Origin of the sequence: Thermosipho sp. 1074, from assembly GCF_001999655.1 — a bacterium.
Lineage (GTDB): Bacteria > Thermotogota > Thermotogae > Thermotogales > Fervidobacteriaceae > Thermosipho > Thermosipho affectus.
On record NZ_LBEX01000004.1, the window covers coordinates 20,272 to 45,913 of the forward strand.

29 protein-coding genes and 1 tRNA gene are annotated in these 25,642 nt (G+C 33.5%); 5 read left to right on the plus strand and 25 right to left on the minus strand.

The features are described from left to right. Positions 1-2: 2 nt before the first annotated feature. The 11 genes from XO08_RS01595 to XO08_RS01645 form a co-directional block, all read right to left on the minus strand. Complete coding sequence (locus XO08_RS01595) at positions 3-1,214, minus strand: glycerate kinase (RefSeq protein WP_075665328.1); 1,212 nt, start codon at positions 1,212-1,214, stop codon at positions 3-5. 1 nt (position 1,215) lies between these two features. Then, complete coding sequence (gene nadE / locus XO08_RS01600; protein ID WP_075665329.1) at positions 1,216-2,064, minus strand: NAD(+) synthase; 849 nt, start codon at positions 2,062-2,064, stop codon at positions 1,216-1,218. Continuing rightward, complete coding sequence (gene dnaJ, locus XO08_RS01605) at positions 2,048-3,169, minus strand: molecular chaperone DnaJ (protein WP_075665330.1); 1,122 nt, start codon at positions 3,167-3,169, stop codon at positions 2,048-2,050. The genes nadE and dnaJ overlap by 17 nt, the downstream gene beginning before the upstream one ends. 4 nt (positions 3,170-3,173) lie before the next feature. Then, entirely contained in the window at positions 3,174-3,725 is a 552-nt protein-coding gene (locus XO08_RS01610; RefSeq protein WP_369799922.1) for a nucleotide exchange factor GrpE, read from the minus strand. A 27-nt stretch (positions 3,726-3,752) separates the two neighbouring features. Further along, entirely contained in the window at positions 3,753-4,766 is a 1,014-nt protein-coding gene (gene hrcA, locus XO08_RS01615) for a heat-inducible transcriptional repressor HrcA (RefSeq protein WP_075665332.1), read from the minus strand. Between the two features lie 116 nt (positions 4,767-4,882). Further along, positions 4,883-6,151: an MFS transporter gene (locus XO08_RS01620; protein WP_075665333.1), complete on the minus strand. Its 1,269-nt coding sequence runs from the start codon at positions 6,149-6,151 to the stop codon at positions 4,883-4,885. Continuing rightward, positions 6,148-6,654 carry a transcription repressor NadR gene (locus XO08_RS01625; protein WP_075665334.1) on the minus strand — a complete coding sequence of 169 codons (507 nt, stop codon included), beginning with the start codon at positions 6,652-6,654 and terminating at the stop codon, positions 6,148-6,150. Before XO08_RS01625 ends, XO08_RS01620 begins: the two co-directional genes overlap by 4 nt. A 125-nt stretch (positions 6,655-6,779) precedes the next feature. Further along, entirely contained in the window at positions 6,780-7,412 is a 633-nt protein-coding gene (locus XO08_RS01630) for a hemolysin III family protein (protein WP_075665335.1), read from the minus strand. After that, positions 7,409-7,828 carry a peptidylprolyl isomerase gene (locus tag XO08_RS01635; RefSeq protein WP_075665336.1) on the minus strand — a complete coding sequence of 140 codons (420 nt, stop codon included), beginning with the start codon at positions 7,826-7,828 and terminating at the stop codon, positions 7,409-7,411. Before XO08_RS01635 ends, XO08_RS01630 begins: the two co-directional genes overlap by 4 nt. Positions 7,829-7,883: 55 nt before the next feature. Then, positions 7,884-9,065, minus strand: a complete 1,182-nt coding sequence (locus tag XO08_RS01640) for an MFS transporter (protein WP_075665337.1) — start codon at positions 9,063-9,065, stop codon at positions 7,884-7,886. Then, the gene (locus XO08_RS01645; protein ID WP_075665338.1) at positions 9,058-9,999 is read right to left on the minus strand and encodes a radical SAM protein; all 942 of its coding nucleotides are present in this window, start codon (positions 9,997-9,999) and stop codon (positions 9,058-9,060) included. Before XO08_RS01645 ends, XO08_RS01640 begins: the two co-directional genes overlap by 8 nt. 87 nt (positions 10,000-10,086) lie before the next feature. Here XO08_RS01645 and XO08_RS01650 point away from each other — a divergent pair, with 87 nt between their 5' ends. After that, positions 10,087-11,112, plus strand: coding sequence for a M20/M25/M40 family metallo-hydrolase (locus XO08_RS01650; RefSeq protein ID WP_077287141.1), 1,026 nt, complete (start codon positions 10,087-10,089; stop codon positions 11,110-11,112). Further along, a complete protein-coding gene (locus XO08_RS01655; RefSeq protein WP_075665340.1) occupies positions 11,112-12,116 on the plus strand; it encodes a M42 family metallopeptidase in 1,005 nt (334 codons plus the stop codon). Before XO08_RS01650 ends, XO08_RS01655 begins: the two co-directional genes overlap by 1 nt. A gap of 20 nt (positions 12,117-12,136) precedes the next feature. Here XO08_RS01655 and XO08_RS01660 read toward each other — a convergent pair whose 3' ends face one another. The 13 genes from XO08_RS01660 to XO08_RS01720 form a co-directional block, all read right to left on the minus strand. Next, complete coding sequence (locus XO08_RS01660) at positions 12,137-12,364, minus strand: DNA-directed RNA polymerase subunit omega (RefSeq protein WP_075665341.1); 228 nt, start codon at positions 12,362-12,364, stop codon at positions 12,137-12,139. Then, positions 12,348-12,980, minus strand: a complete 633-nt coding sequence (gene gmk, locus XO08_RS01665; protein WP_075665342.1) for a guanylate kinase — start codon at positions 12,978-12,980, stop codon at positions 12,348-12,350. The genes XO08_RS01660 and gmk overlap by 17 nt, the downstream gene beginning before the upstream one ends. Before the next feature lies 1 nt (position 12,981). After that, positions 12,982-13,266, minus strand: coding sequence for a DUF370 domain-containing protein (locus XO08_RS01670; protein WP_012056339.1), 285 nt, complete (start codon positions 13,264-13,266; stop codon positions 12,982-12,984). Between the two features lie 16 nt (positions 13,267-13,282). Further along, positions 13,283-14,146: a YicC/YloC family endoribonuclease gene (locus XO08_RS01675; RefSeq protein WP_075666678.1), complete on the minus strand. Its 864-nt coding sequence runs from the start codon at positions 14,144-14,146 to the stop codon at positions 13,283-13,285. Positions 14,147-14,294: 148 nt separating this feature from the next. Beyond that, positions 14,295-14,834: a 2-oxoacid:acceptor oxidoreductase family protein gene (locus XO08_RS01680; RefSeq protein ID WP_075665343.1), complete on the minus strand. Its 540-nt coding sequence runs from the start codon at positions 14,832-14,834 to the stop codon at positions 14,295-14,297. Then, complete coding sequence (locus XO08_RS01685) at positions 14,831-15,583, minus strand: thiamine pyrophosphate-dependent enzyme (RefSeq protein WP_075665344.1); 753 nt, start codon at positions 15,581-15,583, stop codon at positions 14,831-14,833. The genes XO08_RS01680 and XO08_RS01685 overlap by 4 nt, the downstream gene beginning before the upstream one ends. A gap of 5 nt (positions 15,584-15,588) precedes the next feature. Continuing rightward, positions 15,589-16,647: a 3-methyl-2-oxobutanoate dehydrogenase subunit VorB gene (locus XO08_RS01690; RefSeq protein ID WP_075665345.1), complete on the minus strand. Its 1,059-nt coding sequence runs from the start codon at positions 16,645-16,647 to the stop codon at positions 15,589-15,591. A 12-nt stretch (positions 16,648-16,659) separates the two neighbouring features. Continuing rightward, the gene (locus XO08_RS01695) at positions 16,660-16,881 is read right to left on the minus strand and encodes a ferredoxin family protein (protein WP_075665346.1); all 222 of its coding nucleotides are present in this window, start codon (positions 16,879-16,881) and stop codon (positions 16,660-16,662) included. 13 nt (positions 16,882-16,894) lie between these two features. Continuing rightward, the gene (locus XO08_RS01700; protein WP_077197867.1) at positions 16,895-17,539 is read right to left on the minus strand and encodes a cobalamin biosynthesis protein CobQ; all 645 of its coding nucleotides are present in this window, start codon (positions 17,537-17,539) and stop codon (positions 16,895-16,897) included. Continuing rightward, positions 17,532-18,623 (minus strand): butyrate kinase, encoded by a 1,092-nt coding sequence (gene buk / locus XO08_RS01705; RefSeq protein ID WP_075665348.1) that lies wholly within the window; start codon positions 18,621-18,623, stop codon positions 17,532-17,534. Before buk (XO08_RS01705) ends, XO08_RS01700 begins: the two co-directional genes overlap by 8 nt. Next, positions 18,616-19,527 carry a bifunctional enoyl-CoA hydratase/phosphate acetyltransferase gene (locus XO08_RS01710; protein WP_075665349.1) on the minus strand — a complete coding sequence of 304 codons (912 nt, stop codon included), beginning with the start codon at positions 19,525-19,527 and terminating at the stop codon, positions 18,616-18,618. The genes buk (XO08_RS01705) and XO08_RS01710 overlap by 8 nt, the downstream gene beginning before the upstream one ends. After that, positions 19,520-20,581: a butyrate kinase gene (gene buk, locus XO08_RS01715; protein ID WP_075665350.1), complete on the minus strand. Its 1,062-nt coding sequence runs from the start codon at positions 20,579-20,581 to the stop codon at positions 19,520-19,522. The genes XO08_RS01710 and buk (XO08_RS01715) overlap by 8 nt, the downstream gene beginning before the upstream one ends. Then, positions 20,581-21,816: a PLP-dependent aminotransferase family protein gene (locus XO08_RS01720; protein ID WP_077287143.1), complete on the minus strand. Its 1,236-nt coding sequence runs from the start codon at positions 21,814-21,816 to the stop codon at positions 20,581-20,583. The genes buk (XO08_RS01715) and XO08_RS01720 overlap by 1 nt, the downstream gene beginning before the upstream one ends. A gap of 269 nt (positions 21,817-22,085) precedes the next feature. Between XO08_RS01720 and XO08_RS01730 the strand changes: the two genes are divergently transcribed. Continuing rightward, entirely contained in the window at positions 22,086-23,228 is a 1,143-nt protein-coding gene (locus tag XO08_RS01730; protein ID WP_075665352.1) for an alanine--glyoxylate aminotransferase family protein, read from the plus strand. After that, a complete protein-coding gene (locus XO08_RS01735; protein WP_075665353.1) occupies positions 23,228-24,133 on the plus strand; it encodes a hydroxyacid dehydrogenase in 906 nt (301 codons plus the stop codon). The genes XO08_RS01730 and XO08_RS01735 overlap by 1 nt, the downstream gene beginning before the upstream one ends. A gap of 52 nt (positions 24,134-24,185) precedes the next feature. On the opposite strand, the gene XO08_RS01740 is transcribed toward XO08_RS01735, so the two are convergent. Beyond that, positions 24,186-24,261: transfer RNA gene (locus tag XO08_RS01740), tRNA-Ala, on the minus strand. Between the two features lie 164 nt (positions 24,262-24,425). On the opposite strand from XO08_RS01740, the gene XO08_RS01745 reads away from it, so the two are divergent. Next, positions 24,426-25,640, plus strand: a complete 1,215-nt coding sequence (locus XO08_RS01745; RefSeq protein ID WP_232218204.1) for a YgeY family selenium metabolism-linked hydrolase — start codon at positions 24,426-24,428, stop codon at positions 25,638-25,640. Positions 25,641-25,642: the final 2 nt, after the last annotated feature.

The following is a 25,642-nucleotide window of genomic DNA, read 5'->3' on the forward strand; positions in this document are numbered from 1 at the left end:
TCTCACCTCTTAAGTATAAAACCTATATCGTTTAGATTTGTTCCTGTAGGACCACTAATAAACAAATCACCTGCAATCTTTAAAGCATTATACGTATCATTATTCTCCAAAAAATCCTCTGGTAAAAAACCTTTCTCTCTAACGATTTTAACAGTATTTCCATCGACTATACCACCTGCTGCATCTGTAGGCCCATCTGTACCATCTGTACCTACAGATGCAATAACTACATTATCAATTTCCTCTATTTCGATAGCAGCTGAAAAAGAAAGCTCTTGATTCCTTCCACCAAGACCATTTCCCTTTACCTTTACCACAGTTTCTCCACCAAATATTAAACAATAAGGCTTTTTAAAGGAATTTTCGCTTTTTACAATACTTGCCAAAAACTTTCCCGCTTCTCTTGCCTGACAAGTTAATTGTGTTGTTAATATGTATGTATTAAAACCGTATTTTTTTGCACTTTCTTCCAATTTTTTACACGCATAATCCACATTACCTACAATGTAATGAGAAATTTTTCTTTGGACTTTTGCACACTTTTGTAAAACATTCCATATATTTTCGTTCAAGTTTATTTTATATTTTTCAACTATTTTCTTTACATCATTAAAAGTACTATTATCTGGATAAACAGGTCCAGAAGCAATGTATTCTAATTTATCTCCTAACACATCCGATAACACAAGTGGTACAACCTTTGCATTAATTAAAGAAAGAAATTTTCCGCCCTTTACCTTAGAAATTTTTTTCCTTATTATATTAATTTCCTCAATATTTGCACCCTTTCTCAATAAATCATTTGTTATGTTTCTCAAATCTTCAAGTGTTACACCTTCTTCCAAATATTCAAAAAGAGAAGAACCTCCTCCTGAAATCAAAAACAACAAAACATCATCTTGCGTTAATTTCCTCAATTTTTCAATGGCAAACTTTGTATACTTTAGTGAATTTTCATCCGGTATGGGGTGTCCTGCTTCAAAAATATCGAAGTTTTTTATACCCCCAAATGAATATCCATACTTTGTAATTATAATCCCATATACTACATCCAAATACTCAGATACAGCTTTCGCCATACGCCACGCTGCTTTTCCAATAGAAAGTACATAAACCTTTTTCAAGTTCATCTTTTTTAACTTTTCCAAAACCAACTTTTCTGGACTTATTTGATCAAATGTTTCTAAAATTATCTTCTTGGCTATATCCTTCATATTATCCCTCAATGCTAATATTTCTTACTTTATTTCTAAACTTCCCAATCTCATATAATTTCTTTACTTTTTTTACTTTTTCTGGATCTTCATCGGATAAGTCTTTATTTTCTACTATTTTCTTTAGGATCCTATCTAAAGTGGGATAGTCTAATTCAAAGACTTCTTCATCACTAAGGCCAGGTATCAAATCTGGTGAGGCAGGTTTTTCAAGGATTCTTTCTGGAACGTTTAAAATTTTCCCCAACTTGTACACTTCCGTTTTATAAAGATGAAGTAAAGGTTCAACATCTGTAGAATCATCCCCCCATTTTACGTACAAACCTGTTAAAAATTCCGTCTTGTTAGTTGTACCAACCACTGCATAGTTTCTCTTTTCAGCTTCTTTATACAAATAAACCATTCTAACCCTATGCTTTATTCTATAATAACTTATTCCTTTTAGAAATTCTTCATCTTCTATCCCTAAGACATCAAATTCAAACGGATTACCTTCGTTCTTATACTTATTCCATCTACTTTTTGCATATCTTTCTTTTACTTTAAAGGGAACAAATAAAGCTGGTGGATAATATTTATAAACTCCAAATTTTCTAACTATTCTACTTATATTTTTAACTTCATAATCAACATTAAAATGCTCACAAACAAACTTTGCATCTTTTATTGAATCTCTTGGACTATCTCTCTCTGGAAGGATAAAACATTTTATTCTACTTTTTTCTAACACTCTCACTAATAAACCAAGGACTACCGCAGAATCAACTCCCCCACTTACCCCCAAAACAGCTCCTGAAAATCTATACTCTTTAAAAAAATTCTTTAAAAATTCTTCAACCCTCTTCAACATCCTTTCCCCTCAACTTTGCTATCTCTTTTAATAACTTTTTTTCAGTTCTTGATACCCTACTTGGAATCTCAACTCTAACCCTCAAAATTAAATCTCCTCTTTTCCCCGTTCTCATATCAGGCAATCCTTCACCATATACATATATTTCTTGTCCATGTTGAACACCCGCTGGAATTTTTACCTCTTTTATTTTACCATTTGGCATTCTAATTTTTACCTTTGTACCTAAAATTGCTTCCAAATAATCTATTTTAATCTCTTTAATTAAATCATTTCCCTTTCTTTCAAAATCAGAGTATCCAACAACCCTTACGTGAACATACAAATCACCATATTCTCCTCCATTATACCCGGCATTCCCTCCTCTTTGTATTCTCAAGATAGTTCCATTTTCAATACCAGCTGGAATGTTAACTTCAACCTTATATCTTTTCTTTATCCTTCCTGTTCCACCACAAGTATGGCAACTCTCCCCAGGAATTTTTCCTGTTCCACCACAATGATTACACGTATATTGGTTTACAATAACACCTAAAAATGTTCTCCTTTCTTCTCTAACTGTACCCGTCCCATGACACTTTGGACAAGTAATCCAACCACTACCAGGCTCAACTCCTTCACCATTACAATGTTCACAAACCTCGTATCTATCATATTCAAGCGGTATTCTTATTCCGGTAAACAACTCCTCAAAAGACACATCAACGGAAATATTTATATCTTCTCCTCTTTTTGGTCTTTTTGCTCTCTTTCTTGAAGATGTTCTTTGATCACCAAAGAAAATATTGAAAATATCGTTGTTTATAAAATCACCAAAGTCTTTAAAAATATCCTCAAAACCACCGAATCCACCAAATCCGCCCCCGGCATTTGGTGGCACATCTCCCACATAACCATATCTATCATACATTGCTCGCTTTTCAGGGTCAGAAAGCACATCATATGCTTCCTGAATTTCCTTAAATTTTTCTTCTGCTAACTTTTTATTTTCATAATTTCTATCAGGATGCCATTTTTTTATAAGCTTCTTATACGCTTGTCTTATTTCATCTTGGGATGCGTTCCTTGAAACGCCAAGAATTTCATAATAATCTTTTTTTGCCATAAAGTCACCTCCTAGGCTTTACCGAGACCTTAACCTTTGCAGGTTTTAAAATCCTTCCTTTAAACTTATACCCATCCTCCACAACTTCTACAATAGAATATTCTTCTTTTTCCTCATCTTCAACTCTTTCTACTGCTTCATGTTCAAATGGATCAAATTTATTACCTACTTTAACTTCTTCAAGTCCAAAACCTTCCAACAATTTAAATAAATTCTTATAAATCAATTCAATTGCCTTGTAAAATTGTGTATTTCTTTCTTCATCATTTGCATTCGAAAATGATCTTTTAAAATCATCTAAAATTGGCAAAAATCTTTCCAAAATCCTTCCCATCGTTGAAACTGCTATTTGTTCTTTTTCTTTGAGTACATCTTTTTTGTAATTTTCAAATTGAGATTTTAATACACGTGCATAATTTTCAAATTCTTTTAACTGTAACTCTAATTTCTTTATTTTTTCTTTTTGTTCTTCCACAATTTTCTCTGGTGTTTTTTTCTCTTTTGCCACTTCTTTCCTTTCTTCTTTCTTTTCTTCATTCTTTATTTCATTTTTCATTTCTTTTTCCACTTCAATCACCTCCAATTATTCAACATTTCTTGCAACAATAGTAAAATATTCAGTAAGTCTGTTTACCACATATTCCACACTATCAAATACCTTAGAGTAATCACTAAATTTATCAAAAATTACGGCAATTCTCCCCACTTCTCGCTCAAAGACAAAATAAGGCATTATCAAAACTGCATATTGCTCAAAATTTCTTATATTATGTTCCTTTCCTACGTATATTCCTTCACCTAGTGAAAAAATTTGCGGGTAAAATTCAGAATTTGTAGAAATTTTTACAATTTCTCTTAATTTATCTTCACCAAATTTCTTTGCATTCACAAGATTAAATACTCCTTCAATAATATATTCATCGTATTTTTCAGACGCAATTCTTTCAGAAAGTTCTATAAATTCTTTTAATCTACCACCAACCCATGAAAACTTTTCAACCACTTCTTTTAATTTTAATTTAAAATCACTCAAAAGTATTCCATCAAGACTTTTATTCAAAAACTCTTCAATTTCCAATATATTAGAAATTTCGGAATGTTGTATAGGAAGAACAGAAGTAAGTCCCAATTCAGTAATAATGTTCACAATGGAAAATGTCTTTGTAACTGGAGTTAGGACAATCCTTCTAATTCTGAGATTCATGGGATTAGGTTTTTCTATAATAACAAAGGCCTTTAAAGTATTTGATAAAAGCTTTGCAGCACCTCGTATGACTTTATCCAAATCACCTATCGGAAAGTCCGTTCTAACATCTATCGAAGAACCTACCTTTTTTGTCTCCTTTCTCACCTTTAACACTTCATTTACATAAAACTTCAACCCCTTGTCCGTAGGAATACGTCCCGCAGAAGTATGGGGTTGAAAAACATATCCTAAATAATCCAACTTTCTCATGTCGTTTCTAACAGTTGCCCCACTCCACTCTAAATTCGTTGTTTCTAAAACTTTTTGGGAACTTACTGGAATACCAGATTTTACATACTCTCTAACTAAACAATATAGAATTTTCTTTTGTCTATCGGACAAATCTTTCATATTTTCACCTCTTTATCAGAGGAATTATCACTCTCATACTTTGTCTGATAATAGTATAACATAAAAAAATTGAACAGTCAATTAAACAAAAAATGGGCATCATAAGATGCCCAAAATTATCCAACTGGCTTATCTTTAGTTTCCACACCAAGAATCAATACTAATAGACCTGTAATAATTGAAAATATCGCAGTATATGAAAGCGCGGCAACTATGGATTTATCAACAAAGTATCCCGTAAAGTATGGTGCTATTATTCCAGCAACTCTTGCCATTACACCTGCTACTCCATTTGCAGTACCTCTAAATGAGGTGGGAAATAACTCTGGGGTGTACGCATATACTAATCCCCAGACTCCTAAAGTAAAGAACGAAAGAACTAAAACAACAAACAAAAACGTAATATTTCCAGAGGCAAGAAATAGGAAAAACGAAGAAAGTCCCATTCCTATAAAATACACGGATAAAGTCTTTTTCCTTCCCCATTTTTCTATTAAATACGCCACAGAAAGATACCCAGGCAATTGGGCAAGATATACAAAAAATGTATACCATTTTGCTTTAGTTATGGTAATTGAAAGGTTTTCCACAAAAACCCTAGGTGCCCATGAAAAAAGTGCGTAATACACAAAGCTTACGACAAACCAAGATATCATAACCAAAATAGTTTGTTTAATGTATCTACTTCTAAACAAAGCACCAAAAGTAACTTTCACCTTTTCCACGCTTTCAATACTACCTGGAACATCACCATATCTCTCTTTTAAAGCTTTTATACCATCTTTTTCAAAAAGATACTTTGGAGTTTCAGAATTTTTTAAAAGTGCTATTAATATCAACAACCCTAATGAAAAAATATAAAAATTCCATCTCCATCCAAATCTTTCTCCAAAAGTTACCGCAAAAAGTGCTATTAATATACTTCCAATTGCCCAACTGGTTTCCAAATATACTAAATACCTTCCTCTAAGTTTTATCGATGTAAATTCAGAAAGATAAGTATTCGCCGAAGGCAAAAGTCCTCCATATCCAAAACCAGATAAAAATCTCAATAAATAAGCTATTGAATATCCCTTTGAAAAACCAAACAATACAGTAAAAATCACGGAAATTAACAAGTAAAAAATAGTACCGGTCTTTCTGCCAAAGTAATCCAAAATCACACCGGACAACAATGCACCAAAAAGCATGCCTAAAAAGGTTGCACTAACAAGAGAACTTGCCATGGTTTTTGAAAGTTGCCATTCTGAAATTAAATTCGGAAGGACAAATGGCATAACCATAACACCAGCAGAGCCTACTATCCATATTAAAGAAGTCAAAATTAAGAGATTTCTTTGTTTTTCTTTTGAAACTACACTATCAATGACTTGATCGATTTTCACTTTTTCACCTCCAAAAGATAATCCTTTAAAGCTTCTAATATCTTTTCCATAACCTCTTTATTTGGAGCTTCTATAGTATGTATGTGAACACCTCCGGATAATTTTAAAAGCGGAGTTGCATTTGAACTCTTCATAAGGGCCATAAACTTTGCAACGTCATCCAGTGTTGCAATATCAAGCCTACCATTAATTTCACCGTAAAGAGGATGCTCAACTATAACATCTATTACCTTTCCTCCAGCTTTTACAACTTTCAAAAGTTCATCGTAAATCTCGTCCTCAGAATGCTTTACGGCAATCATCTTTCTGATAAAATCTTTTTTCTTTTCTAGAATATAACCATCTCTTGTTGAAAAAATCTTGTGCCCTTTTGTCTTTAAAACGGATATATCTTGAACTATTATCTGCCGACTAACTCCCAACATTTCCGCCAAATCCTTACCTTTAACGGGACCTTTTGATTCAGATAAAATCACCAAAATCTTTTTTAATCTTTCTTTCATTTTATCACCTCAATTATTAGTTTACATTTTTACACAGCAAATGTCAAATACAGTACACAAAAAAAATCCAGGTTACCCTGAATCTATTTACCTGGATTTTGCCAAACCTACATATTAAAATTATTTCAAATTGAAAGTACTGCAAAATAATGGAAAATACTACCTAAAATTACAAACAGATGCCATATCATATGATGAAATTTTATCTTTCTATACATATAGAAAATAGTACCAATTGTATAGGCCAAACCACCTAAGACCAACAAAATTATTCCTCGCTCATTAAAATTGACCCATAAATTTTTTATAAAAAACACTATCATCCATCCCATTGCAATGTAAATAAGTGTAGAAATTACCATATATTCTCTAACAAAAAATACTTTAAATACAATGCCAATAGTTGCAAGCACCCACATTATTGAAAACAAAATCCATCCAAGTCTTCCACTAATAACCAGCAATAAAAATGGAGTATAAGTTCCAGCAATTAGTAAAAAAATAGCAGAATGATCCATTATTTCAAATATAGCCTTAGCCTTCCTATAACTTATCCCATGATACAATGTAGAAATTAAATAAAGCAAAAACAGCGTAACGCCAAATATTGTAAAAGAAACAATTTTTAGTACTCCACCACTCATCGAAGCATACACTATCAACCAAACAAGCCCAAATAATGCTATCAAAGTCCCTATTCCATGGGTTATTGCATTTGCTATTTCCTCACCCAATGAATATTTCTCTATATTTTTCATAATATGGAAACTATTTCAATGTCGAATATTAAATTTTTACCCGCTAAAGGATGATTGGCATCGAGCATAATCTTATCTTCATTAACTTCTGAAACTCTAACAACAAAAGTTCCACCATCTGGTTGATGTACTTCAAAAAATTGACCCACTTGTACATCTTCTGGTAATTTTTCCTTTTCAACGGGGAAAACCAAATCTTCTCTATATTCTCCATAAGCCTTATCATAGGGAACATTTATTGTCTTTTTTTCGCCTACCTCCATACCAATAATTTGTTCCTCAAAACCAGGAATAACCTGTCTTTCCCCAACTACAAATTGTAATGGTTCTTTTCCTTCTGAACTATCAAAAATTTCTCCATCTTCAAATCTTCCCACATAATGTACCAATACCTTATCTCCTTTTTTTATACCCATAATACCACCTCACAAAATTAAAAGTACTACTTAATTATACATCACAAAAGAAATTTTACAAATCTTTACATTTAAAGATTTGTGAGAACACTAATAAAATAGCTCCTAGTACCATTATTCCTACTCCAATTCCATATTCATTACTCAAAAACCCCATCAAAAATGAAAACATAGCACTTAAAAATGTTTTTACTTGAGATTCAACCGATAATACAGATGCAAGGGCCTCCGATTTTTCACTAATATACGACACAGCAATAGGTCTTCTGATATTCTCCAAAATGTACAAAAAGAAAAAGAAAATAATAGAGAGAAAATACAATTTATATACATACGAAATACCTATTAAAATCACGGTTATCGCACCCAAAAAGAGCGTTAAATTTAATCCCTTCTTAAACTTCCAGGAATTTCTCGATGCCATTGAAGTAAGTATATAAAGTCCAAAATAAATTATTCCCACCAAAACAGATGTTCTCTTTTCCTTTGATACTCCCAAAAAAATGGGAATAGTTAAGGCAAATGACTCAATAACTGGTTGTAAATAATCCTTTAAACTTTTAAATATTGCAGAGTAACTCGTGGCATTTAAAAGTAATTTTAGAGTCTTCCAGTTTGAGATAGCTCCCCAAAAATCCTTCAAAGTTTCCTTTTTTGACTTCTTAGATGAAAAATCAAGGTCTTTAGGATAAGTAGAGAGATTTACGAGATTAACAACATAAGGTATAACTGCCAAAAGAAAAATTAATTTGTAATCCCCACTAAAAAAGACAATAACTGCCGCAAGCAAAGAGTTTAAAGCAGAACCCAATTGTGACGCAGCGCGAGTTGCTCCATAATACTGAACTTTTAAATCCTCCATATTGTTCAATTTCAAATACTGGAAAATCATAGCCTTGTGTGTCCCTGTTCTAAATGCCTCACCAAATGAGAAAAAAATCATAGCAACAACAAAAAGAAGAAAGGATTTAAAAAAGTAAAATACGAGAAATGAAATTATATAAGAAATCATGGAAAAAATCATGGATTTTCTTCTACCGTATAAATCTGCAAATACTCCCGTTGGAACTTCCAAGATATTTGTTGCTAAACTCCTTATCGTATAAAGTACACCAATTTGAAAATAATTTAAACCTGCAGACAAAAAAGCCAATATAAAAAACGGTTCAAAGAAACGTAGATTCTTCAAAAAACCATACGCTTGAAATTTTCTAAATTGTTTGTCTTTTTTAATCATTACTCTCAACCTCGCAAAAAATAGGATCATATTTTAAATCCATATTTTTCGCAAAAGCCCTACAACCACCAAAACACCTTTTAAACATACTACATGCTTTACAAGCATCCAATAAAACATCTGGATCGTAACTTTTCCATATTTCTTCAAAAGATTTTTCATTCAAATTTCCCATGTAATATTCTTTATCGTATCTAAAATGCCCACAAGGTACAACAGTACCGTCTACCAATACCGATGCATGAGTCCTCCCAGCAGAACATAACCCTCCTGAAATATTTTCTTCAACGTAAAAATTAATACTATTCTTGTGCTTTTCAATCAAGTGTCTTACATATTCTATCTCTTTCTTATTTGGTGTTAAAATTTTTTTGTACAATTGTCCCCTTCCAACTGGAACAAATCTATCTACATATAGTGAAACACGATGCTTTTTAGCAAAATTTATCATATCTTCAAAGTACAAATAGTTTTTTTTGTTGATAACATGCAAGATTGTAACGTCAAAACCTGCTTCTACAAAGTTCATAAAACCTTTGTAAGTTTTATCAAAAGTTCCTTTTCCACGTATAAATTCGTGTATATCTGGCAAACTTCCATCAAAGGAAATTCCCACTTTAAGTTGTGGATAAATCTTTTTTATTTTTTTTACAACTTCTTTACTTGCAAGGGATGCATTTGTATTTAACATCACATCTAGTCCAATACCAACAGCATATTCAATTATTTCGTAAATATCAGGTCTTACCAAAGGTTCTCCACCAATCAAATCTACTGTTTCTACATGTGCACTTTTTAATTCATCAAGTACGTGTTTAACCTGTTCAATTGAAAGTTCTACTTTTGACTTTTTCCCCGCATTACAATAACAATGTTTACACGCATAGTTACAAGCTGTGGTAAGTTCAAATTCAACAATCTTTGGTCTTCTCATATCTCTCCTCCTTTCTTTTTATTAGTATATACCAAATTCTTTAAAATTGTGATAAAATCTTGTTAGAAAAATTAAAGGAGGGATAAAGTGGATACAAAAGAATTAATTATAAAATTGACATCAATTCCAGGACCATCGGGCTTTGAATCAAATGCTGTTAATACTATTGAAGAAATAATGAAAGATTTTTCCGATGAAATCTTCAAAACAAAACTCGGAAGCTTAGTATGTGTAAAAAAAGGAAAGGGAAAGGGAAAGGGAAAAGTTGGATTATTTGCACATGTTGATCAACTGGGATTTGTTATTTCAAAAATAGATGAAAAAGGTTTTGCCTATGTTTCACCAATAGGCGGTTGGGATCCAAAAGTGGTAATTGGGCAACGTGCAAAGATTATATCTAGAAAAAACAAAACATTTGATGGTATATTTGGTTTTTTAGCACCCCATTTGCAAAAAAAAGAAGAAAGAGGAAAAGTACCAACATTTAATTATCTGTTTTTAGATATAAGTATCAATAAAGATTGGAAAGAGATCTCAGTTGGTGACTTAGTTGTTTTGGATGAAATAGAAGGCTTTGAACAAAATAACTACGTATTTGCTCCAGCACTCGACAACAGGGCAAGTTGTGTTTCTCTAATCAAAACAGCATCATTATTGCAAAAAATAAAACACGAAGTTGACGTATATTTTATCTTTTCAACTCAAGAAGAAATAGGTGGTCCAGGTGCACCTACTGCAGCGTATTTTTCGGATTTAGATTATGCATTTGTAATTGATGTAACACACGGTAATGAAAATATTCCTGGCTTTGAAAAAATAGAGATAAACAAAGGTCCAGTAGTTGCAATAGGACCAGTAGTAGATAAAAAATTCAACGAATTGGTACAAAATACAGCAAAAGAATATGGAATTCCTATTCAATTTGAACCTATCCCACGTAGAAGCGGTACAGATACAGACGAAGTACAACTAACCAGAAAGGGTATAAAAACACAGTTACTATCTATACCACTTAAATATATGCACACACCATACGAAAAAATTTCCATAGATGATGTAGAAAAAATATCAAAACTCATGGCATTTACTATCTCTGAATTGGAGGTGCAATAATGTATCTTAAAGAACTTTCAGAAATTAACGGAGTATCTGGTAATGAACATAAAGTTAGGGAATTTATAATTGAAAAGATAAAAGATAAAGTTGATAAATTTTGGGTTGATAACCTTGGAAATCTCATTGCTTTAAAAAAGGGAAATGGAAAGACAAAAGTAGTATTAGATGCACACATGGATGAAGTAGGATTTATGATAACAAATATAAACGAAGATGGCACTCTATCTTTTATGCCAGTTGGCGGCATAGATCCCAGGGTTGCAATTGGAAAAAAAGTGATAATTAATGATGAAATAATAGGAGTTATAGGATTTAAAGCCATACATTTGCAAGATAATCCACTAAAAACCCCCGAATTTTCACAATTAAGAATTGATGCGGGGTTTTCGTCAAAAAAGGAAGCTGAAAAAAAAGTAAAAATAGGAGATTATGCATCATTTACCACAAAATACAAAGAAATAAACAATTTCGCAACTGGAAAAGCATTTGATGACAGAGGTGGATGTAGTATATTAATAGATCTCATTGAAGACAACATAAAGTCAGAATATGACTTATACTTTGTCTTCAGTGTTCAGGAAGAAACTGGGTTAAGGGGTGCTGCTGTTGTAGTTGAACAAATAAAACCAGACTTTGCAATAGCAATTGAGACTACTACCGCAGGGGATAATCCAGAACTTGACAAAGAACTTTGGGCTACACATATTGGAGATGGTCCTGCTCTAACTTTTATGCATTCTGGATATGTAATAGATAAAAGATTATTTGAAACATTGGTAAATACAGCAAAGGAAAACAATATCCCCTTCCAATACAAAAGAAGAACAGCAGGAGGAACTAACGCCGCAAGATATGCAAGAAGTGCCTATGGTGTACCAGCAGCTGTAATTTCTATACCTTCAAGGTATATACACAGTCCATTAATAGTCATTGATCTAAATGATTATAAAAACACGTATTTATTATTAAAAACATTCCTTGAGAATGCTCCTATAAAATAAATGGCTCCAAATGGAGCCATTTATTTCACCTCTGGAATAAGCACTTTCAAAATCTCTTCATTTTTGATTCTAACATATCCTTCACTTAGCTCCTTAAAGGCAATGCTCACGTAATTATTGTCCCATGTTTCAACATAAGGATGTGCAAATTCCTTTAAATTTTCCGCTCTTTTTGCAACAGCAATGGGAATAGCAAACTTATACGGTATTTTCTCCAAAAGCTTGTCGTAATTAATAACTGGTCTCATCTTTTAACACCCCTTTAAACAAATTTATTCTTAATTTTTCGTCTAAAATACGCCTAGTTTTATAGGATTCAGCTATAACTATTGACTTCATAGCAACTATAGATTTTTCAAGGTCGTTATTTATAATCAAATAATCAAATGCATCGATTTGAGACATTTCCCATTTCGCATTTTCAAGTCTTTTTAACATTGATTGCTTATTTTCCGTACCTCTCTTTAACAACCTCTCTCTTAAAACCTCATAACTAGGAGGTGCTACAAAAACAAATACCGCATCATCAAAATTTTTCTTTACCTGCAATGCACCTTGTACATCTATATCTAATATTATTCTATAACCTTTTTTTATATTTTCAACTACAAATTCTTTAGGAGTACCGTATAAATTCCCATGAACTTTTGCCCATTCTAAAAACTCTCCGTTGTCTCGCATTTCCATGAATTTTTCTTTTGAAATAAAAAAATAATCAACACCATCAATTTCTCCAGGCCTTGGTGGCCGTGTCGTACATGATACGGAAAAAACCACTTTATCCAATTTATTCAACAAAGCACTTATTATACTTGTTTTTCCGACCCCTGACGGTCCACTTACAACTATTAAAGTTCCTTTCATACTATCCCTTTCTTCTTATTCTTTCTAGTTGTTCTTCTATTTCAAAGAAAGATTGCATAAATCTTTGTGCAATTGTTTCTGGTTGGATAGCACTTAATATAATATGATTACTATCTGATATAAGGATTGCCCTTGTCTTTCTACCATACGTTGCATCTATAAGTTTTCCTTCTTCTTTTGCATCCTCTTTTAATCTTTTTAAAGGGGCACTTTCTGGATTTACTATAGCAACTATCCTATCACCAGCAATCACATTTCCAAAACCAATATTAATAAGACCAAACATATTTACACCTCCCAGATTATTCTATATTCTGTATTTGTTCTTTCAATTGTGAGTTAACATATTTACCTTCTAAAGCTAGGTTCGTTATTTCTAGCATTCTACTCTTTGAAAGTATAGTATTAAACTCCCTATGTACTTCTTGTGTTAAAAAATTCAATAGAGTGCCGACCGGTTCATCTTTTAGTATTAACTCTTGCATTCTATCGATATGGCTATTTAACCTCGATATTTCTTCCCTAATATCTGCTTTATCGGCTATAAGAGCAACTGCTGTTTCAAATTGATTCACATCCATCTCTATATTATTGGGCAAAATTTCTTCAACATTTTCCCTTATCTTTTTTGCAATTACTTCTTTTAAATCAAGCGATAATTTGCTTATATTTTCCACTATTTTCTTTAATCTCAATACCATCTTATTGATATCAACAAATAATTTTTCCCCTTCTTTTTTTCTCTCTTCAACGAGTTTTTCCAAAGTTTCAACAATAATATTTTTAACAAAATCCCACAATTCCTCTATAACTTCATCATCTAGATCTCCTCTAAAAATCTCCCTGAAAATTAACAAATCACTCAAACTCAACAAATTTTGTATTCCCAGACTTTCCCTTAATCCCTCAAGGGTTTCAAAATAAGATTTTGCCATGGCAAAATCCACGTTCAGACTTATTGGGACCAAAAATTTAACACCAATTCTCAAGTGTACCTTTCCTCGTTTCAAGTAATTGGAAATTATCTGATTAATCCTTATTTCTTTTGAAGATAAATAATAAGGGATAGATACCGAAATATCTAACCCCTTTGAATTAAGGGTTTTAATTTCACAATAAACCTTGTATTTTTCAGAAACTTTTTCCAATTTTGAATAACCAGTCATACTTTTCAATTTAATCACTCCTGTAGATAATTATACACAATTTTTTACAAAATTCAAAAGATTTTTTATTATTTCAACCCATCTTATTCCAAATTAAAAAAGACAGGACCCCGTTGGGGTCCCATAATGAGGGCTTTATCTCATCCGCCTACTGTTGCTTAGAAATAGCAATACCTTCTTCAATGGCCTTAATGTTCAAATCTATTAATTTTGCTTTTTTTCCCGTTAATTTCTTTTCAAGTGCTTTAAACAAGCTTTCTTTTGAAACCACATTCGTTGCTCCAATAACAGCACCCAGCATAACCATATTTGCCACTTTTAAATTTCCCAATTTATCAGCTATCTCGTTACATGGAATTTTCAATACATGTATATCATCTTTTCTATCTGGTTCTCTATCAATAACAGATTCATTTAAAAAGAGATATCCATCTTTTTCAACAAAGTTTTGGAACTTTAACATAGATGGAATATTCATGGCTACAACAACTTCAGACTTATCAACTACCGGAGATGCAACTTCTTTATCTTCAACAACAACGGTACAATTTGCCGTTCCACCTCTCATTTCAGGACCATATGAAGGCATCCAAGTGACATTTTTCCCCTCTATCATTCCAGCATATGCCAAAATTTGTCCCATTAGCATTACACCCTGTCCACCAAAACCAGCAAATATAAATCTCATTCTTCATCACCAACCTTATCCACGAAAATTCCCAATGGATATTCTGGAACCATATTCTCTTCTAACCATTTTCCAGCGGAAATAGGATCAATTCCCCAGTTGGTTGGACATGTTGACAATACTTCCACCATTCCAAAACCAAGTCCCTTTACTTGTGCCAAAAATGCCTTTTTTATTGCTTTTTTTGTCTTTTCAACATCTTGCGGTGTGTTAACTTTAGTCCTTGCAAGATATGCTACACCTTTTGCTTCCTTTAAAAATTCACACATATGCATTGGATATCCATCATTTTCTGCCTTTCTACCGTATGGCGTAGTGGTAGATTTCATACCAAGCAATGTTGTTGGAGCCATCTGACCACCAGTCATACCATAGATAGCGTTGTTTACAAAAATAGTAGTTATTTTTTCTCCTCTATTTGCTGCATGCATAATTTCAGCAGTACCTATAGCAGCTAAATCACCATCACCTTGGTATGTAAAAACGTAAAGATCCGGTCTAGCCCTTTTCATGCCCGTTGCAACAGCTGGTGCCCTTCCATGTGGTGCAATAGTACCATCCATATTAAAGAATTGATATGCAAATACAGAACATCCTATTGGGGATACTACAAGTGTTTTTTCACGTATACCTAATTCATCGATAACTTCTGCAACTAATCTATGAATTATTCCATGATAACATCCTGGACAATATGTAAACTCTTTTCCCGTCAGAGATTCCGGCATTTTATAAAGAACTTTCTTCATTACAATCACCTCCTAATTTCCTCTTTAAGTGCGTTAAGTATTTCAGTTGGTGTTGGAACTACTCCACCCATCCTCGAGTAGAATTTTATAGGTCTTTTGTCCTTTACGGCAAGTTTTACATCTTCTAACATTTGTCCCATGTTCATTTCTACATCAAAGAACATATCCACTTTATTTGCTAATTCCTCCAAAGGTTTATATGGAAATGGCCATACGGTTATAGGTCTAAATAATCCTACCTTAATTCCATCTTTACGCGCCATATCAACAACACTCTTTGCTATTCTTCCAATTGTTCCAAACGCTGTAATTATTATTTCTGCATCTTCTGTTTTATATTCTTCCCATCTCACTTCATTTTCTTCTATTTTCTTGTATATTTCAACTAATTCCAAGTTCATCTTTTCCAATTTATAAGGATCAATATCAAACGATGTAACTATATGTGGTTCCCTTCCTTTTGCCCCTACTAACGCCCAATCACTATGGTCTGGCAATGTTGATAAATCCCTAAATTCTGGAAATTCAACAGGCTCCATCATCTGTCCCAACAAACCATCAGCCAAAATTAACGCAGGAGTTCTATACTTATCCGCTAAATCAAAGGCAAGTACTGTTAAATCTACTGCTTCTTGAACTGTAGAAGGTGCAAGCACTATTAATCTATAATCTCCGTGACCTCCACCTTTTGTTGCTTGCCAATAATCACCTTGTGCTGGTTGAATATCACCAAGACCCGGACCACCACGTACAACATTAACAAAAACTGCGGGTAGCTTTGCACATGCCATATAAGAGACGCCTTCCATCATCAAACTAAATCCAGGTGATGAAGTAGAAGTCATCACCCTCTTACCAGTACAAGCTGCTCCATACAACATATTTACCGTTGCAACTTCACTTTCAGTTTGTAAAAACACTCCATCAACTTCTGGTAATCTTTTAGCCATATACTCTGGTAATTCACTCTGAGGGGTTATTGGATATCCAAAAAAATGTCTACAACCTGCTCTGATAGCAGCTTCGCCAATTGCTTCTGTTCCCTTTACCATTACTTTTTCCATATCTTTCCCTCCTCACTCTTCCCTATAAACTGTTATACATACATCAGGACACATTCTATAACAAAAACCACATGCTATACATTTTTCTAAATGTTTTGGTTCAGCTGGGTGGTATCCTTTGCTATTAAATCCTTCTGAGAACTCAATCACTTTAGTTGGACAAGCGGCAATACATAATCCACAACCTTTACATCTTTCTTGATCAATTTCAATATATCCTTTTACTTTAGGCATCTTAACACCCTCCTTAAAAATCCATTTTCATAAACCTTTTTATCCAAAATTTTGGGAACTCCGTTTCAAAGTCTTCAAGAAAATCTGGGATAACTGTATATTTTACTGGAACGTTTAATATTTTAGAAGCCTCTTTTATAATCTTTTCACCCTCTAAGATTATCTCCTTAGTAGTTTCCACAGATAGATTAGTGTTGTTAATAAGGTAATCTATTTTTATTTTCGCAACTTTACTCAACTGTTCATACGTCTTTACAATCCCATCTACATTGGAAGTAAAGGGTCTTCTCGTGTTGATAACCATGGAAACTTCGGCATCCTTTAAATGCGGTTTTAAATAGCCTACAACTACTACTCCATTTTCTTCTCCACCAACATCCAAAACAGTTTTATAATCCGGATTATTTAGATATCCAGCTACCGCCCCAGTAACTATCGGTAAATCTGCATGCTTTAGTGCACCCGGAGGTGTAATAACCTTCAATCCCTTCAATGTAAGTTCATCTACTACATCTCTTGTTCTAAAATAAGGAGAAATTGTATCAACATCTGCAATTGCAACTTTTTCATAATCTTGTCTTAATTTTAAGGCATAATTTATCGCTACTTCTGTTTTCCCACTACCAAATAAACCTATAAACACAAAATTTTTAGACACTTTTTTGCACCTCTTCACTATAATCTTTTGGCTTTTCAACACCATTTAAAACCCTTAACGCACCCATTGCAAGTGCTTTTTCCTCATCACCACCCGGATAAACCAAAATTTGAGCAATAAATCCAACGTATTCTTTAAGCCACTTAACTATGTATTCTTTGTCGTATGCAAGTCCACCTGTTAGCACTATTGCATCTACTTCTCCTCTTAGCGCTGCAGCCATCTTTCCAATCCATTTTGCAATTTGATAGGCCATTGCTCTATATATCAATTCTGCCTTTTTATTTCCTTCTGATATCATTTGTTGAACTTTCATTGCATCATTTGTTCCAAGGTACGCAACCAATCCTCCTTTACCTTTTATCCTTTTCTTTATGAAATCCAAAGTATAATCCCCTGAATAACATAAATCTACTAATTGTGTCAGCGGAAGCGTCCCACTCCTTTCAGGTGTAAACGGGCCATCTCCATCCAACGCATTATTAACATCAACAACCTTTCCTCTCTTATGTGCACCTATGGAAATACCTCCACCCATATGTACAACTATTAAATTTACATCTTCGTAGTTCTTTCCCAAATCGCTTGCTGCCTTTCTAGCAACCGCCTTCTGGTTCAAAGCATGGAATATAGATTTTCTTTTAAACAAAGGATGCCCTGAAACCTTTGCTATTTCATCCATTTCATCTACAACTACTGGATCTACAATAAACGCAGGAATTCCGTGTTTTTTTGAAATCTCATATGCAATAACAGCACCTAAATTTGATGCATGTTCTCCGTACTTTCCTTCCTTTAGCTCATTTACCATTAACTCGTCCACCTTATAAGTACCACTCGGGATTGGTCTTACAAGTCCTCCCCTACCAACTATTGCATCAAAATCTTCATATTTAAATCCCAAAGACTTTAAAAAATTCTCTATTACATTGACTCTAAATTCATATTGCTCTATTAACTTTTTAAATGGTGCAAGTTCTTCTGCTGTATGCCTCAAAGTCTTTGATGCAACCTGTGTCTCATCTTCAAAAATTGCAAGCTTTGTACTTGTAGAACCTGGATTTATAACTAAAATTCTATACATTTACATCACCTGCCATTAAATTAGTAAGGGCAAGCGATAACAACTTCGTTTCATCTGAATCAGCTCGTGAAGTTAAGGCAACTGGAACTTTAGCACCAACAATTGTTGAGGCAACATTGGCCCCTGCTAAAAATACCATAGCTTTATAGAATATATTTCCCGCTTCAATATCCGGCATAATTAATACATCAGCATCCCCGGCAACTATACTTTTAATACCTTTGTGTTCCGCGGCTTCCTTTGATACCGCATTATCAAGGGCAAATGGTCCATCCACTATACAACCCTTTATTTGATTTCTCTTGCTCATTTGCGAAAGAATTGCCGCTTCAACAGTTGCAGGCATTTTTGGGTTGACTATTTCAACTGCTCCTAATATAGCAACTTTAGGATTATCCACATCTAAAGCCTTCTTTGCAACTAAAACCGTATTATTTATAATATCGACTTTTTGTTCCAAAGTTGGTGCAATAGTCATTCCGGCATCTGATACAACTAAAAGTTTATGATAATTTGGTACTTCAAATATACTTACAAGAGAGAGAGTTCTTCCCGTTCTTAACCCATATTCTTCCTTTAATACTACTTTCATTAAATCTCCCGTTTTAATCTTTCCCTTCATTAAAAAATGTGCTTTTCCATCAGTAACAAGCTGCACCGCCTTGTTAGCAGCTTCTACATAATCACCTGCTTGAACGAATTCGAATTTATTAATATCTATTCCCATATTTTCCGCTATCTTTTTTGTCTTTTCCACATTTCCAACAAGTATTGCATTTATAATTCCTTCTTCATGCGCTCTATCCAAAGCCTTTAATACAACTTCATCTTCACTTGCCGCAACCGCTACAGTCTTTTTCCCTACTTTTTTTGCCTTTTCAAGAATTTCCATTAACTTATTCATTTTTCTCACCCCAAATCTTTGCCTCTTCTTTGCCTTTTAAAACTCTTAATGCACCTTTTGCAAGAGCTTCCATTTCAAATTCACCAGGTACAGAAAAAACAGGTGCAAACTTAAATACGTATGACTTAATTTTTTCAACAACATTTTGGTTGTTAGCTATACCACCTGTGATAACAATAGCATCCACTTTTCCTTTCAATACCGCACACATTCCTCCAATTTCCTTTGCGATTTGATAAATCATAGCATCAACGTAGAATTTTTCCTTATCCGTTCCCGTTTCTAATACTTTTTTCACATCATTTGTTCCAAGATATGCAACTAATCCTCCTCTTCCAACAAACATCTTCTTCAATTCTTTTTTTGAATATTTTCCAGAAAAAGCAAGTTTAACTACATCTCCTACTGGAAGCTCCCCTGTTCTTTCCGGGCTAAAAGGTCCTTCATCATTTGCATTGTTAACATCTATCATCTTTCCTTTTCTATGGGCAGTTACAGAAATTCCTCCTCCAAGATGCGCAACTACCATATTCAAATCCTCATACTTTTTTCCCAATTGTTCCGCCACTTCTCTAGCAACTGCTTTTATATTTAATGCATGAACAAGGCTTAATCTTTCAATTTCCGGAATCCCAGAAACTCTGGCTTCATCTATCATTTCATCAACAGAAACAGGATCAGTTATAAATACAGGTATCTTTCCATTTGACAAAGAATACCCTATTACAGCTGCTAAATTTGAAGCATGCTTGACTTTGGTTTTATTTTTTAAATAATCCACCATACTTTCATCTACTCTATAAGTTCCACTTTCAAGTGGTGGTAAAATACCTCCCCTACACGCTATTGCAGAAAAATCTTCCACTTTATAATCTTCCTCTGAAAGAAACTTTAAAATCTCTTTTTTTCTAAAATCCTCTTGTTCCATAATATCGTTAAATTTTTCCAATTCACTTACATCATGTCTTAATGTCCTTTGAACTAACTTTTTATCATCATCAAAAATTGCAACTTTTGTGCTCGTTGAACCAGGGTTAATAACTAATATTAACACTATATCAACCCCTTAGACTTTCCATACTCCACAATCACTTCCTTAAGTCTATTTACACCTTCTATTATTTTTTCATGTGGTGGTAAACAGAAAGATAATCTCATAGAAGAAGAAACACTATCATCCGGTGTAAAAGCTTGACCTGGAATATAAAATACCAACTTTTTCTTTGCTATTTCAAACATCTCCAACGTATCAAATCCCTCTGGTAAAGTTACCCATGTAAAGAGTCCTCCATCTGGATAAATCCATTTTATTCCTTTAATATCTGAAAATGTATTTTCAAATGCCTGCATCATTGTATCTTTCTTTGATTTATACAATTTAATCGTGGGGGTAATTTGTTCAATTAAGTCATATTTCTCAAGATATCTTGCAGCAATTCTCTGTGTGAGAGCAGGACTACACAAATCCGTTCCTTGTTTTGCAAGTACAAATTTTCTGACAAGTTTTTCATCTCCAATAACTGCCCCAATTCTTAATCCAGGCGCAAGTATCTTACTGAATGTATTCAAAAGAATAACCCTTTCTTTTCCAGAAAGTTTAAACAATGGTGGTAGATGCTCTCCTTCAAACCTTAACAAACCATATGGATCATCTTCTATAATTAAAAGGTCGTATTTTTCGGCAAGCTCTATTATCCTCTTTCTCTTTTCAAGAGATAAAGTAGCACCTGCAGGATTGTGGAAATTTGGAATAACATACATAAATTTTACTTTCTTTATTTCACCTTTTTCATCGAGTTCTTTTAATCTTTTTTCAAGCACTTCAACGTTCATTCCATCATCTTCTAAAGGTACAGAAACAAATTTCGAAAATCTCATTCTAAACGCACTAGCCGCTCCCAAGTAAAACGGATTTTCAACAATGGCTATGCTTTCCTCATCTAAGAAAACTTTACCTGCGAGCTCCAATGCTTGTTGCGATCCCGTAGTAAACATTATATTGGATTCATCCAAATCGTTTATTTCATAAACTCTGTTTAAAAGACGTATCATCTGCTTTGCAAGTTCTGGATCTCCCTCTGTAGTACTGTATTGTAAGACATATTTATATTCATTTTCGATGACTTCAGAAGCAATTTTGGAAAGAGCATGCCTAGGAAAGGTTTCCGGATCTGGTACTCCTCCACCAAAGGAAATAGCACCTTCAACAGAAGCATATTTTAACAGCTCTCTAATTAAGGAGGAACTTAAATTATTACCTAATTTTGAATACTTTGAATCGTAATTCATAATTCCACCTCCAAAAATATATTTTATTTTCAATTTGTTTGCAATTTTTTGCATGCAATTTTTTGCATTTTTTCAGAATTGAAATAATTCTATAATAAGTGTACAATATAATTAGCAATTAGTAAAACTCCAAATAGATAAGTTTAACGCTAAAATCTCTTGTTTTTCGCAATTTATTAGAAAAAACTCTTAAAATGCTGTATTTACAATTTATTTATTTTATTTAAAATTAAAGTGTGAAACATATTAAAATTCTAGGAGGTGGAAATATGATAAAGAAGAATTATTTACTTGCACCTGGTCCAACACCAGTACCTTTTGATATCTTACTTGAAGGAGCACGTGAAACAATTCACCACAGAACACCACAATTTGTTAGTATTTTAGAGGAAACTTTAAACGAATTAAAATACCTCTTCCAAACGGAAAATAAAGTTTATACTCTACTCTCCTCTGGCACTGGTGCTCTTGAAGCTGCTATTACCAATCTTTTAAACCCAAATGACAAAGCTATTATAGTAGAAGCTGGTAAATTTGGAGAAAGATGGAGAGAAATTGCAGAAAGGTATAACATAAATATAGTTTCAATAAAACTCGAATGGGGAGAAGCAGTAACTCCCGAACAAATTAAAGAAGCAATAGAAAAACATCCAGATGCAAAAGCGGTATTTACAACATATAGTGAAACTTCCACAGGTACTGTTATAGATCTTGAAGGAATAGCAAAAGTTACGAGAGACACAGACGTTGTACTTGTAACCGATGCAGTTAGCGCTTTGCTTGCAGAACCACTAAAAATGGATGAATGGGGTATCGACGTTGTGGTAAGTGGTTCACAAAAAGGAGTTATGCTTCCACCGGGTCTTGCATTTATTGCTCTAAACGATAAGGCATGGAAATTAGTAGAAAAATCCAATAACTCCAATTATTATTTCAACCTTAAAGCATACGCGAAAAAATATCCAGATAACCCATGGACACCTGGTGTAAATTTAATCTATATGTTAAGAAAAGCAATAAAAATGATCAAAGATGAAGGAATAGAAAATGTTTGGAAAAGACATCAAATGCTTGCAGATGCAACAAGAGCTGCTGTTAAAGCGCTAGGCCTTGAACTATTCTCCAAACGTCCTGGTAATGTTGCAACAGCAGTTAAAGTGCCTGAAGGAGTAGATGGCAAAAAGTTAACAAAAATCATGAGGGATAAATACGGAGTCACAATTGCAGGCGGACAAGAACACCTTAAGGGTAAGATTTTCAGAATATCCACACTTGGTTATTTGAGTATTTTTGATACAATTATAGGAATTTCAGCTTTAGAATTTGTATTAAACGAACTTGGTTATAAAGTTGAATTTGGTACCGGTGTAAAAGCCGCTCAAGAGGTACTATTCAAGGAGGTAAATAAGTAATGAGAATACACGTGAACGATCCCCTTGATAAAAGCGCAATGGAAAGGCTTAAAAAATCCGGACACTTAGTAACAGATACACATCTTGAAAAAGAAGAACTTATAAAAGAAATGCCTAATATTGATGTCTTGGTAGTAAGAAGCGCTACTAAAGTTACAGCAGATGTAATTGAAGCTGGTTCAAAGTTGAAAATAATAGCAAGAGCTGGTACAGGATTGGATAACGTAGACGTTGAAAAAGCCAAAGAAAAAGGTATAAAGGTATTAAATACACCAGGAGCAAATGGTATTTCAGTTGCTGAACTTGCAATTGGTTTAATAATCGCTTGTTCAAGACATATAGCAAAGGGTACAGAAGATTTAAAAAACGGTATTTGGAGTAAAAAACAATTAAAAGGTCATGAATTATACAAAAGAACAGTTGGAATAATAGGATTTGGAAACATTGGAAAAGAAGTAGCAAAAAGGTTACTTGCCTTTGATATGAATGTCCTAGCATATGATCCATTTATAAAAGAAACAGATTTAGATGTAAAACTAGTCGATTTGGATACTATTTTTAGGGAATCTGATATTATCACAATTCATGTACCTAAAACATCAGAAACCACACATCTTATAAACAAAGAAACTTTCGAAAAAATGAAAGATGGTGTTATAATTGTAAACGCCGCTCGCGGTGGTATAGTTGATGAAGAAGCACTTTACAATGCTCTTGTCTCTAGAAAAGTATACGCAGCAGGTTTGGACGTATTTGAAGTTGAACCACCAACAGATGAACTTAGAAAAAAACTTCTTGAACTTCCCAATGTTGTAGCAACACCACATATTGGCGCATCTACAGTTGAAGCACAACTAAGAGTTGGTCAGATTATTGTAGATAAAATTCTAGAAGAACTTAAATGAAAATAAAATAAAACAAAAACGGGTAATCTTAAAAGATTACCCGTTTTTGTTTTGGTGGAGCCGATGGGATTTGAACCCACGGCTTCTACCGTGCGAAGGTAGCGCTCTCCCAACTGAGCTACGGCCCCAACTACATTTAATAATTTATCACATATAATCCATGTAGTCAACTTTTTTATTTTTTGACCATTTTTTAATAATATCTAAAAAAAAATTAAATTTCTTTTCTTTTTTTTTAATTTTCGCATATTTTTGAATTTTAACACTTCCTTTATAATGTGAAACAACGGAGGTGATTAAATTGAACGAAGCATTAAAACTTGCATACAAATTCAAAAATGACATTATACACTTCATGAGCAGATTAATTAAAGCAAAAAGTTATTCTGGTGATGAAAAAGAAGTTATACAAGTTATCAAAAGTGAAATGGAAAAGGTCGGATTTGATAGTGTGAAAATTGATGGACTGGGAAATATAATTGGAAAAATAGGAAACGGTAACACAAAAATTGCAATGGACGCCCATATTGATACTGTAGATATTGGAAATGAAACACTTTGGGAAAGAGACCCATTTTCCGGAAGTTTTGATGAAAAATACGTATATGGTAGGGGAGCATCTGATCAAAAAGCAGGAATGTGTTCAATGGTGTATGGAGCAAAAATACTCAAAGAACTAAACCTTTTTGATGACTTCACACTCTATGTTACAGGTACGGTTATGGAAGAAGACTGTGATGGTCTTTGCTGGAGATACATCATTGAAAAAGAGAAGATAAAACCAGATTTTGTTCTCATTACTGAACCAACATCTCTAAAAATAAACAGGGGTCACAGAGGAAGAATAGAATTTAGAATCAGAACAAATGGGATATCCGCACACGCCAGTGCACCAGAAAGAGGAATAAATGCCATATACAAAATGGCAAAAATAATAAACGAAATTGAAAAACTAAATGACAGGTTGGAAAGCACCTCATTTTTGGGAAAAGGGACAATAGTAGTCTCACAAATATTTTTTAAATCTCCTTCACACAATGCAGTACCTGATCAATGTGAGATTCAGATAGACAGAAGAATAACTGAAGGCGAAACAAAAGAAGTGGTATTTAATGAAATTAAAGAAGTATTTAAAAGAGCTGGTGTTGAAGATGCTCAAATTATTGAATTGGAATACAAAAAACCATCGTATACTGGTGTGGCATATCCAACGGAAAAATATTTTCCTGCATGGGTTTATCCAGAAGAGAGCACTATTGTCCAAAGTGCCGTAAAAAACTATGGATATCTATTCAATTCCTCTCCGAAAATAGACAAATGGATATTCTCGACTAATGGAACGGTCACAGCAGGAGTCTACAACATTCCAACCGTTGGCTTTGGACCAGGTGATGAAAAATATGCTCATGCACCAAATGAAAAGGTGGAAATTGAACATCTTATAAAAGCTGCTGCATTTTACGCTACATTTCCAAAAACGTTAATCAAAAACTTAAAGGGGGAATGACT